The sequence below is a fragment of the Arthrobacter sp. UYEF20 genome, from assembly GCF_040546335.1.
In the GTDB taxonomy this organism is placed as follows: domain Bacteria; phylum Actinomycetota; class Actinomycetes; order Actinomycetales; family Micrococcaceae; genus Arthrobacter.
In genome coordinates this window covers 91,634-101,915 of record NZ_JBEPNP010000017.1, presented here as the reverse complement: position 1 = coordinate 101,915, position 10,282 = coordinate 91,634, and the positions used below count along the sequence as shown (strand labels likewise).

At 66.8% G+C, this 10,282-nt stretch carries 10 protein-coding genes and 1 tRNA gene; 4 read left to right on the top strand and 7 right to left on the bottom strand.

Annotation, left to right across the window (positions count from 1 at the left end):
* Window positions 1-180 precede the first annotated feature (180 nt).
* Window positions 181-1,035, bottom strand: coding sequence for a LysR substrate-binding domain-containing protein (locus ABIB26_RS17715; protein ID WP_354246002.1), 855 nt, complete (start codon window positions 1,033-1,035; stop codon window positions 181-183).
* Between the two features lie 139 nt (window positions 1,036-1,174).
* Between ABIB26_RS17715 and ABIB26_RS17710 the strand changes: the two genes are divergently transcribed.
* The gene (locus ABIB26_RS17710; RefSeq protein ID WP_354245999.1) at window positions 1,175-2,674 is read left to right on the top strand and encodes an MFS transporter; all 1,500 of its coding nucleotides are present in this window, start codon (window positions 1,175-1,177) and stop codon (window positions 2,672-2,674) included.
* Here the strand turns inward: ABIB26_RS17710 and ABIB26_RS17705 are convergent.
* The 3 genes from ABIB26_RS17705 to ABIB26_RS17695 all read right to left on the bottom strand — a co-directional run bounded on the left by ABIB26_RS17705 (window position 2,607) and on the right by ABIB26_RS17695 (window position 4,098).
* Window positions 2,607-3,767, bottom strand: coding sequence for a N(5)-(carboxyethyl)ornithine synthase (locus ABIB26_RS17705; RefSeq protein ID WP_354245996.1), 1,161 nt, complete (start codon window positions 3,765-3,767; stop codon window positions 2,607-2,609). The two genes, ABIB26_RS17710 and ABIB26_RS17705, sit on opposite strands and share 68 nt — an antisense overlap.
* Window positions 3,767-3,913 (bottom strand): hypothetical protein, encoded by a 147-nt coding sequence (locus ABIB26_RS17700; protein WP_354245993.1) that lies wholly within the window; start codon window positions 3,911-3,913, stop codon window positions 3,767-3,769. The genes ABIB26_RS17705 and ABIB26_RS17700 overlap by 1 nt, the downstream gene beginning before the upstream one ends.
* A gap of 111 nt (window positions 3,914-4,024) precedes the next feature.
* Window positions 4,025-4,098, bottom strand: a tRNA-Gly gene (locus tag ABIB26_RS17695).
* 368 nt (window positions 4,099-4,466) lie between these two features.
* Here ABIB26_RS17695 and ABIB26_RS17690 point away from each other — a divergent pair.
* From ABIB26_RS17690 to dcd, 3 genes are all read left to right on the top strand, one after another.
* The gene (locus tag ABIB26_RS17690) at window positions 4,467-5,678 is read left to right on the top strand and encodes a tyrosine-protein kinase domain-containing protein (RefSeq protein WP_354245991.1); all 1,212 of its coding nucleotides are present in this window, start codon (window positions 4,467-4,469) and stop codon (window positions 5,676-5,678) included.
* A 177-nt stretch (window positions 5,679-5,855) separates the two neighbouring features.
* Window positions 5,856-6,302, top strand: a complete 447-nt coding sequence (locus tag ABIB26_RS17685) for an SRPBCC family protein (RefSeq protein WP_354245988.1) — start codon at window positions 5,856-5,858, stop codon at window positions 6,300-6,302.
* 94 nt (window positions 6,303-6,396) lie between these two features.
* On the top strand, window positions 6,397-6,972 hold the full coding sequence (gene dcd / locus ABIB26_RS17680) for a dCTP deaminase (RefSeq protein WP_354245985.1): 576 nt from the start codon (window positions 6,397-6,399) through the stop codon (window positions 6,970-6,972).
* Window positions 6,973-7,005: 33 nt separating this feature from the next.
* Here the strand turns inward: dcd and ABIB26_RS17675 are convergent, their stop codons facing one another.
* Genes ABIB26_RS17675 through ABIB26_RS17665 form a run of 3 tightly spaced genes read right to left on the bottom strand, consistent with a single transcriptional unit; the run spans window position 7,006 to window position 10,134 of the window.
* Window positions 7,006-8,202, bottom strand: coding sequence for a cation:proton antiporter (locus ABIB26_RS17675; protein ID WP_354245982.1), 1,197 nt, complete (start codon window positions 8,200-8,202; stop codon window positions 7,006-7,008).
* A 5-nt stretch (window positions 8,203-8,207) separates the two neighbouring features.
* A complete protein-coding gene (locus ABIB26_RS17670; RefSeq protein WP_354245979.1) occupies window positions 8,208-8,690 on the bottom strand; it encodes a cation:proton antiporter regulatory subunit in 483 nt (160 codons plus the stop codon).
* Between the two features lie 40 nt (window positions 8,691-8,730).
* Window positions 8,731-10,134: an MFS transporter gene (locus ABIB26_RS17665; RefSeq protein ID WP_354245976.1), complete on the bottom strand. Its 1,404-nt coding sequence runs from the start codon at window positions 10,132-10,134 to the stop codon at window positions 8,731-8,733.
* Window positions 10,135-10,282: the final 148 nt, after the last annotated feature.

Below are 10,282 nucleotides of genomic sequence, written 5' to 3'. Positions count from 1 at the left end.
AGGTTCTTCAATGAGGCAACGAAGCCATCAACCGGAGGTTTTCAGATGAGGCAACGAATCACTTTTCCCGGAGGTATTGCAATGAGGCAACAGGGGTCCGCGTAAGTACGCCTTCCGAGTAGGTACACCGGCAGTACCCGTACTATTCCGCCTGCCAGGCGGCACCGGCCGGCCGGATCCTCAGGCGGAGCGCTTGAGGGTCCGCCCTACGATCGCCTCGGTGAGGGCGTCAATCACCGCGGTATTGGCCAGCGGGTTGCGGATCAGGGTGAAGTCGACGTCGCCCACGGCCGGCAGGTCGAAACGCCGGGTAATGACCAACAGATCGTCCGGGACCAGCGAGGACGGCATCACGGCCACGCCGATGCCCGCCCGGACTGCGGCGAGCACTCCGCTGATCTGGCGTGTGGTGCAGGTGATCCGCCAGGTCCGGCCGGAGGATTCCAGGGCGTCAATGGCGAGTTTCCGGCTCAGGCTCGGCGACGGGTAGGCAATCAACGGTACCGGCTCGGCCGGATCGAGCACGGTCTGCTCCAGGCCCACCCAGGCGAAGGAATCCTGCTGGACCACTGTGCCGTCCTTCGCGCCAGCGACCCACTTGACGAAGACGAGGTCCAGCTGGCCGGCGTTGAGCCGCTTGTAGAGCTGGTCGCTCTGGCCCACGGTCAGTTCCAGGTTGATCTGGGGGTAGACCTGGCGGAACTCCCGGAGGATCCGCGGGAGCCCGGTGATGGCCAGGTCATCCGCCGTGCCGAACCGGAGGCGGCCGCGCATGGCGGATCCGGAGAAGTAGCGGGAGGCGGCGTCGTGCGCGGAGAGGATGCTGCGGGCAAATCCGGCCATCGCGTCGCCGTTGTCCGTCAGGCGCACATCGCGGGTGTCGCGCGCCACCAGGACGCGCTTTGCGGCGGCCTCGAGCTTGCGGACATGCTGGCTCACGGTCGGCTGGGCGAGGCCCAGGCGTTCGGCGGCCTTGGTGAAGCTCAGGGTCTCGGCCACGGCCAGGAAGGAACGGAGCTGGGCGGGTTCGAACATGCGGACTCCTGGCCGGCGGCACCTGGGCGCCGCATTGCGTTTCGTAATGCGAGTTATGCGGAGAATAAGCTTCCACAATCTGTCCGGGCCAGCTTAGCGTAGAGGCATCCCCGCACACCCGCTCCCTTGAGGACATTCCTTGGCACCCCCTCCGCCCTTACAGGCCAACGTAACCCCACTGCCGGACACCAACACCGCGCCGATCGCCGTCGTCAACCAGCGCCTGCCGTGGCGCCACACCTTCATTTCCCTGAGGGTCCGGAATTTCCGCATCTTCGCGATGGGCCACTTCATCGCCGTGATCGCCCTCTGGATGCAGCGGATCGCCCAGGACTGGCTGGTCCTGGAGCTCTCCGGCTCCGTCACCGCCGTCGGCATCACCGTGGCGCTGCAGTTCCTGCCCTCGCTGTTCCTTGGGCCATGGGCGGGGATGATGGCGGACCGTTTCGCGAAGCGGAGGATCCTGATGCTATGCCAGTCCGTGGCCGCCGGGCTTGCGGCGATCCTCGCGGTGCTGGCGCTGACCCAGCGGATCGAAGTCTGGCACGTCTACGCGATTGCACTGGCCCTGGGGCTGGTCACGGTGCTGGACCAGCCGGCCCGGCAGGTCTTTGTCAATGAACTCGTGGGACCGCTCTACCTGCGGAACGCCATCAGTGTGAACTCCACGACCTTCCAGCTCGGCGGCCTGATCGGCCCGGCAGCCGCCGGGCTGCTGCTCACGGCGGTGGGTGCCGGCTGGGCTTTCGCCGCCAACGCCGTGGCGTGCTGCTCCACGGTGGCGATGCTGCTCACCCTCCGGAAGGACGAGTTGCACATCAGCGCTCCCGTCCCCAAGCGCAAGGGCATGCTCCGGGAGGGGTTGAATTACGCGCTCAGCAAGCCCACCATTTACTGGCCCTGGCTGATGGCCGGCTTCGTCGCCGTGTTCGCGATGAGCCTGCCGGTGCTGCTGGCCGCGTTTGCGGACCATGTGTACGACGTCGGCGCCGGCGGCTACGGCCTGCTGAACGCGCTGGTGGCACTGGGCGCGCTGGCCGGGGCGATCACCTCTGCGCGGCGGCGCGAACTGCGGCTGCGCTCGGTGATGCTGGGCGCGGGCATGTACGGGCTCATGCTCTGCCTCGCGGCCCTCGCGCCGTCCATGGTGTGGTTCGGGGCGGCCATGGTGCTGGCCGGCTTCTGGTGCCTGATGTTCCTCACCGCGGCCAACCAGCTGGTCCAGATCAGCTCCAACATGGCCGTCCGCGGCCGGGTGATGAGCCTGTACATCATGGTGCTGATCGGCGGCCAGGCGATCGGCGGGCCGATGATCGGCTGGCTGGCCGAGCACGTGGACCCGCAGACCGCCATTCTGTTCTCCGGCGGGGTGCCGGCGCTCGCCGCGGCGACGGTCGCCGTCGTGCTGGCGCGTCGGGGCGAGCTGATGCTCAAGGTGGACCTGAAGGACCGGCGGCGGCTGGTGCGCATTGTCCGCAAGGGCTCAGGCCAAGAGGCCCGGGACCCCGGCGGGCGGGGGAGCGCCGGGGCGGGCGGCCTGCGGCCGCCACGCACTAGCTCCCGGGAACGGCTCAGACGCCCAGCGGGGCGTGCGGGTACTCCGGCTCCCGCTGCTGGAACTGCAGCACATCCGGATTGACGATCACGCCGTCGCGGATTTCAATCGCGCGGCGGATGGTCTCGTTCCCGGCCCAGGCCTCGGGACCGGAAATCACGGTTGACAGGAACGGCAGCAGCGCCTCGCTGATTTCCCAGCTGGAGGAGTTCCAGAGGTAGGACGGGCTGTGGTCCACCGCGTAGTAGTCGATCTGGTCCCCGACCTTGAACATCGGCTCGGCGAAGGTGGTGGTCTTCGCCCAGCTGAACCCCATGCCCTCGTCGCAGGACACGTCCACGATCAGGCTGCCGGGCCGGAATGCGTCCAGGTCCTCGGTCCGCAGGTACGTCAGCGGCGCGTTGGGGTCCTGCAGTGTGCAGTTGACCACGATGTCGCTCTCGGCGAGGAACGGCGCCAGCGGCACGCGCCCGCGTTCGGTGATGACCTCGCTGAGGAACGGCGCCTTGTGGTCATGGTCGAACTGCGCGATCCGCACGGAATGGATGGGCGAACCCACCGCCGCGACGCCGCGGTTGGTCAGCACCTGGACATCGTGGATGCCGTGGGCGTTCAGGGCCGTCACCGCGCCGCGGGCGGTGGCGCCGAAGCCGATCACGACGGCGCTCAGCCGGCGGCCGTAGTCACCGGTCGATCCCGTGAGGGCCAGGGAATGCAGCACCGAGCAATAGCCGGCCAGCTCGTTGTTCTTGTGGAACACGTGCAGCCCGAATCCGCCGTCGCTGGCCCAGTGGTTCATCGCCTCGAAGGCGATCAGCGTGAGCTTCTTGTCGATCGCCAGCTGGGTGATGGCGCGGTCCTGGACGCAGTGCGGCCAGCCCCAGAGGACCTGCCCGTCACGGAGTTCGGCGAGGTCTTCGGGCTGCGGCTTGGGCAGGAGGACGACGTCGGCCTCCGCCAGCAGCTGCGCACGCGGCACGATGCGTCCCACCAGCGGCGCCAGCTGGGGGTCCGACACGCCGAACCGCTCGCCGTAGCCCTCCTCCAGGATCAGCTGCTGCCGGAGTTCCGGTGCGATGCGGTCAAGGTGAAGGGGGTGGATCGGGAGACGCTGCTCGTCAGGCTTTCGACTGCCGGCAATGACTCCGAGGGTGAGGTGGCTCAAAGTGCCGCTCACTACTTTTTGGCACTCGCCGGCTTGGAGCTGGTGGCCTTGTCCAGGGAGCTGGGCGGAGCTGACGAGGCCTTTTTGTCGGCCCGCTTTTCCTTGATGGACTTGCCGGATTTCTTGGATGCTGCTTGACGGGGGGACTTGTCAGCCATGATCGCTCCTGTAGCGGAACCGAACGGGTTCCAGACTTCGAACGATACAGGTAGCGACCTAACGGGCCGGCCGCGATTGCCGCCGGGTCCGGCGCCGGCGGTCCGGGAAAATGGAGCGGCTGACGGGAATCGAACCCGCGTATCAAGCTTGGGAAGCTAGCGCTCTACCATTGAGCTACAGCCGCAGCGGGACTGTCCAGAGTGCCGGACGTGGTCCCTGCGAAACAACGAGATTTACATTACCCCAGTCTGAGCCCGTGGTTGAACGCCTTCCGCCGCCGCGCCTGTTCCTGGCTTGCTGTACGGGCTCGCCGCCAGACGGCCCTGGGGCGGATCCTCGCCCCAAGAATGGGTAGTTCCCTCTCAGGTCCGGGTAATCCACACAAGTAGTCAGCCCACGGCGGCGGAGAGGCCGAGTGGTCCACAAAATCAAAAGAGGTAGTGCACACTCGTGTGCACCCAAGGCCCATCTAATTTACTAGGGGAGACCACAGCCAACCCAGTCGCTAGAAGGTCTCACTATGTATGACGAGAAGTTGATGGCTCGAAGCCCATGGTTCTTCAGCCGGTCATCGACAAGCTCAACCTCGCTACCACCCCCGAAGCCCTGGCTTCCAAGATAAAGGTCTCAACAACACGCAACACGGTGATCATCGATATCGAGGCCCAAGACCGGTCCGCCCAGCGCAGCGCGGACATCGCCAACGCCGTGGCGGCAAGCCTCGTCACCGCAGTCGCGGACCTGGAGCGCCCGACCAACGGGACGCCCACGCCGATCCGGCTCAGCGCGGTGGACAACGCCACGACGCCTGCCGAGCCGTCGAGCCCCAACGTGAAGCTGGACCTCGCACTGGGGCTGCTGTACGGGCTCGCCGCCGGCATCGGTACGGCTGTGCTGCGCCACGTGCTGGATCGCAACATCAGGACCGAATCTGATCTGCGCAAAACGACTGATCTGCCGCTGCTGGCCGGAATCACCGAACACGGTGGCGGACGGCTGCTCGGCGCGGCTCCCTCGGTTCTGGACGGATCGGGGGCGGAGGCCTTCCGCAAGCTGCGGACCAACCTGCAGTTCGCCGGCGTGAACCGTCCGATGCGCTCAATCGTCGTGACGTCGGCTTCGGCGGGGGAGGGCAAGAGCACCGTCGCGCTGAATCTGGCGCTGACCGTCGCCAAGGGCGGCGGCAAGGTCATCCTGGTGGATGCGGATCTCCGCCTGCCCTCGGTGGCCGCCGCCACCGGCATCGAGGGCGAAATCGGTCTCACCACTGTCCTGGTCGGGACGTCCAGCCTCGAGGAAAGCATCCAGTACTGGTCCGACGATGGCCTGGCACTCCTCGCCTCGGGGCCGTTGCCGCCTAATCCCAGTGAGCTCCTGGGCTCCGGAGCCATGGTCAATTTGATCGAGGAGCTGCAGAAGAAATTCGATCTGATCATCGTGGATTCACCGCCGATCCACCCGGTCGCGGATGCCAGTGTCCTGACCCGAAGCACGGACAGTGTGCTGCTGGTGGTCGGCACGAAGAAGGTGAGCCAGCACAGTCTGTCCAAGGCCATCGACCAGCTCAACTTTGTGGACGCCAACATCCTGGGCGTGGTGCAGAACAGGATCCCCCGGCGGGGTCCCGATTCAAATGGGGCTTACATTGCCGGCTATGGCGCCATCCATCCGGAGAGCCTTCCTCCCACGCCCAAGCACCACGACGACGGTTCGTCCAGGGCCGCCCACGTCCGCCGGGGCAAGTTCGTGAGCGTGGATACCTGATGCGCCCCGCTGCCGGGCGAGTTGGAGGCCGCCGCGGGCGGCGTAGCGCATAACTCTTCGGTAAAGGCCCGCCGCGCGACCATGCGAGGCGGGCCGCGCTGTCTATCCTGAAAGGGTTAGCTGCAGTCCCGGGGGAAGCGCGCTACGCCATCAGCTGTCCGCCGAGCAAGGATTTCCGTGGCATTCGCAGAGTATGACGTCCTCATCCAGAGCGACGCAATGAGCATCTACAACTTCCTCGCGGACGCTCGGAATCTGCCGCGCTGGCGAGCCGGAATCCGCAGTATCGAACTGAAGTCCGGGGCCGAGGGGGCCAAGGGGGCCGTCTACCGGCAGCTGCTCACCGGACCGGGCGGCCGGGCCGTGGCGGGGGATTTCGAGATCATCGAAGCGCGGCCGGGGGCTGAGATCCAGTATCAGGTCATCGTCGGCCAGGCACGACCGCGGGGTGGCTACTACCTGAGCACCGAGGGCCAGTGCACGCGTGTCCGTTTCGCCCTGGAGTGCGAGCCGAAGGGGATCCTGGCCCGGTTGAGGAGTCCGTTCCCGCGGGCGATGAAGGCTGAAGTGTGCCAGCTGGAACGGCTCAAGACGGTGCTGGAAGGCATGCCGCACCCGGAATAGAGGCGCGGTTACCGGCCGGTAGTGCGGGCCGTAACACTCGCCCCACGACCCCGGCCCGCGGTCCGCCCGCAGTGAGTACGGTATTTTGGATCCTGTGCTGATCTCAGACCGCGACATTCGTGCCGAAATAGACTCCCAGCGGATTGTTCTGGAGCCGTTCGACCCTGCCATGGTTCAGCCATCGTCGGTGGACGTCCGGATCGACAAGTTCTTCCGTCTCTTCGACAACCACAAATACGCCCACATCGATCCGGCGGAGGAACAGCCCGAGCTGACCCGCCTCGTGGAGGTCGAGTCCGGCGAGCCGTTCATTCTGCACCCGGGGGAGTTTGTCCTGGGCTCGACCTACGAAACCGTGTCGTTGCCGGACGATATCGCCGCCCGGCTGGAAGGCAAGTCATCGCTGGGCCGGCTGGGCCTGCTCACGCACTCCACCGCAGGCTTCATCGACCCCGGATTCTCCGGCCATGTCACCCTGGAGTTGTCCAACATGGCGACGCTGCCCATCAAGCTGTGGCCGGGGATGAAGATCGGCCAGCTGTGCTTCTTCCGGCTCTCCTCGGCAGCCGAGCATCCTTACGGCTCGGGCGAGTACGGCAACCGGTACCAAGGCCAGCGTGGCCCCACGGCAAGCCGCAGCCACCTGAACTTCCACCGCACGGACCTCTAGCCCCGGCCGGCACTGACAGATCCGCTCCGTCCGCTAGAGTCCGTCGGCCGTGCGCACCGCCCGCGTTTTCGCCGGCCGGCGGAGCATTGCGACGGCTGGTTCCACGAATTTTGCCGCGAGCGGGCCCGTGATGGCCATGATCAGCACGTAGGCCGTGGCGAGGGCCGCGAGCTGCTGCGGGACCACGCCGGAGGCGACGGCCAGGCCCGCGATGACGATCGAGAACTCGCCGCGGGCGATCAGCGTGGCGCCGGCGCGGAAGCGGCCAGGCAGCCCGATCCCGGCCCGCTTCGCCGCCCAGATTCCGGTGATCATCTTGGTGGCCGCCGTGACGAGTGCCAGCAGAAGCGCCCAGCCGAGCACCGGGGGGATGGTCGCGGGGTCCGTGTTGAGGCCGAAAACCACGAAGAAGATGGCCGCGAAGAGGTCCCGCAGCGGCTCCAGGATCCGGGTGGCGCTGTGCGCGGTGGCGCCGGAAATGGCAATGCCCAGCATGAAGGCGCCCACGGCGGCGGACACCTGCATGGCGGCGGCGAGCCCGGCCACGAGGAGGGCGGCGCCAAGCAGGTTGAGCAGGAAAACCTCGGAGTTCTCGCTGTGCACCGCCTTGGACACATGGTGGCCGTGCCGCAGGGCCACGATCAGCACCACGGTGACCACCGCGAGCGAGATCCCCACGGTCTGCAGGCCCACAACGAAGCTGACACCGGCCAGGGTGGCCGTCAGGACCGGCAGGTAGACGGCCATGGCGAGGTCCTCGAACACGAGGATCGAGAGCACCACCGGGGTCTCGCGGTTACCGATCCGGCCCAGGTCCGTGATCACCTTCGCGGCGATCCCGGAGGAGGAGATATACGTGACCCCGCCCATCACCATCGCCCCCACCGCGCCCCAACCCAGCAGGATCGCCAGCCCGGCGCCCGGGAGGAAGTTCAGGACCAGATCCATGATGCCCGCCTGCCACGACCGGCGCAGCCCGGTGACAAGCTCCGCCGCCGTATATTCCAAGCCGAGCATAAGCAGCAGGAGGATGACGCCGATCTCGCTGGAGAGATGGGTGAATTCATGCATGCCGTCGAGTTTGACCAGGCCGCCGGCCCCGAAGAACAGCCCGCCCACGAGATACAGCGGGATGGGGGACATTCCGATCCGTCCGGCCAGCCTTGCCAGCAGGCCGAGGCAAAAGACGACGGCCCCCAGTTCGATCAGGGTCAGGGCGAGCGGATCCATGCCGCTTATCCGTTGCGCAGGATGCCGGCCGCTGTATCCAGGCCTTCTTGCGTTCCCACCGCTACGAGCAGGTCACCCGGGTGCAGGACGACGTCGGGCCCGGGTGAGGGGAGCACCTCGCCTTCGCGCATGATGGCCACGATCGAAACGCCGCTGCGGGTCCGGATACAGGCCTTGCCCATGGGCTGGTTGTGGAAGGGCGACTCCCCGCCAATGGAGAACTGCCGGGTGACGATTCCGGGGATTTCCCGGTGTTCTTCCGAGAGCTGCATGGCCAGGCGTTGTCCGCCCAGGAGGTTGCCCAGCGCGGCGGCCTCGTCCGCCGTCAGCGGGATGGACGCCTGGCAGGTGTCCGGATCGTCCCAGGTGGAGACGATCAGTTCAGTCTGGCCTTCACGGTATTCCACGACGCCGATCCGGCGCCCCGAGGCGGTCATGAAGTCCTTGCGCCGGCCGAGGCCGGGGAGGTCTGTCTCATCCACGTTCATGCTCCCAGCCTAGTGCGCGCCAGGGCGTTTGGGGGCTGCTTCAGGCGTGGGGGACCACGGCGGTTTCCGACGTGCCCGGCGGCTTGACCGGCAGCAGGACCAGCAGTCCGGCCAGCAGCACCACCATGATGCCAAGGATGCCCCAGCGCTGCGCTTCGCCGGGAGCCACGAGCGGGGCGGCGACGGTGATGCACAGGGTGAACAGGGCGGGGGCGAGGAAGCTGACGGCGCGGCCGGTGGTGGCATACAGGCCGAACAGCTCCCCGGACTCGCCGTGCGGGGCGAGCCGGGCCAGGTAGGCCCGCGAGGAGGACTGCGCCGGGCCTACGAAAAGGCACAGGAACAGCCCGAAAATCCAGAAGGTCGTCGCCCCGGCCCAGTCCATGCCGAACAAGGAATAGTTGCCGTTGCCGAGAACCAGGATCACGGAGCCGGCGATCAGCAGTCCGGTCAGCGAGCCGATGATGACCCGCTTCGGCCCCACCCTGTCGTCGAGGAAACCGCCCAGGACGGCGCCCACGGCGGCCACGACGTTGCCGAAGATGGCGAAGAAAATGACCTCCTTGAGTTCGAACCCGAAGGTGCCCGCTGCAATGATCCCGCCGAAGGTGAAGACTGCCGCCAGCCCGTCACGGAAGACGGCGCTGGCCAGCAGGAAGTAGATCGTGTGCGGACTGGTCTTGTAGATGGCCCGGATGCGCCGGACCAGCAGGCGGTAGGACGCCAGGAATCCCAGCCCGGCGCCGTGCTTGGCCCAGGGCGGCTCCGGCACGGCGAACAGCACCGGGAGGGCGAAGATGAAGAACCACAAGGCCGAGAACACGGCCACCAGGCGGATGTTCAGGCTGTCGGCGGTGGACGCGCCGAACCAGTCAAAGCTGGGCTGCACGAACAACTGGAGCACAATCAGCAGGGCCGCGATGCCGCCGAGGTAGCCCATGCCCCAGCCGAATCCGCTGACCTTGCCAATGTTCCGGCGGGTGGAAACCTGGGCGAGCATGGCGTTGTAGTTGACGCCGGCGAACTCGAAAAACACGTTGCCCAGTGCAATCAGCGTCACGCCAAGCAGCAGGAACTCCGGCCGCGGGAAGACGAAGAAGCACAGGCCCGTCAGGAGCGCGACGGCGGCCGTGTTGACCCCCAGCCACAGCTTGCGCCGGCCCCCCGCATCCGCGCGCTGCCCGGTGACCGGTGCCAGCAGCGCGATGGCCGCGCCGGCGATGGCCAGCGCTCCGCCGAGGACCGCCGAGGCCTGGTCCTCTCCGCCGAACGCATTGGAGGTCAGGTAGACGGTGAAGACGAAGGTGGTCATGACGGCGTTGAAAGCTGCCGATCCCCAGTCCCAGGCCGCCCACGCCAGCACGCGCCCCTTGTGCGGGACCCGGCTGCCGGGTTCCAGTTCCGAGGCAGGACGCATGGCCTCGGGGACAGCAGCGGAGTTCATAGCGTGAATAGTATCCGCAGCCAACACGGCGACGGGCACCCCGGGTGAAAGAATTTGTGCACGCTTGGTAAACTGTCCGGACCGAACCCAACGAATGACCGCCTGCTCCAACTTACAGACAATCGAAATCCTGACGTTGCGGAGATAC

Excerpts from the sequence above, each read along its gene's own strand:
- ABIB26_RS17715 (WP_354246002.1), bottom strand. The coding sequence starts at position 1,035 with ATGTTCGAACCCGCCCAGCTCCGTTCCTTCCTGGCCGTGGCCGAGACC.
- ABIB26_RS17700 (WP_354245993.1), bottom strand. The coding sequence starts at position 3,913 with ATGGCTGACAAGTCCCCCCGTCAAGCAGCATCCAAGAAATCCGGCAAG.
- ABIB26_RS17690 (WP_354245991.1), top strand. The coding sequence starts at position 4,467 with ATGGTTCTTCAGCCGGTCATCGACAAGCTCAACCTCGCTACCACCCCC.
- ABIB26_RS17675 (WP_354245982.1), bottom strand. The coding sequence starts at position 8,202 with ATGGATCCGCTCGCCCTGACCCTGATCGAACTGGGGGCCGTCGTCTTT.
- ABIB26_RS17670 (WP_354245979.1), bottom strand. The coding sequence starts at position 8,690 with ATGAACGTGGATGAGACAGACCTCCCCGGCCTCGGCCGGCGCAAGGAC.
- ABIB26_RS17665 (WP_354245976.1), bottom strand. The coding sequence starts at position 10,134 with ATGAACTCCGCTGCTGTCCCCGAGGCCATGCGTCCTGCCTCGGAACTG.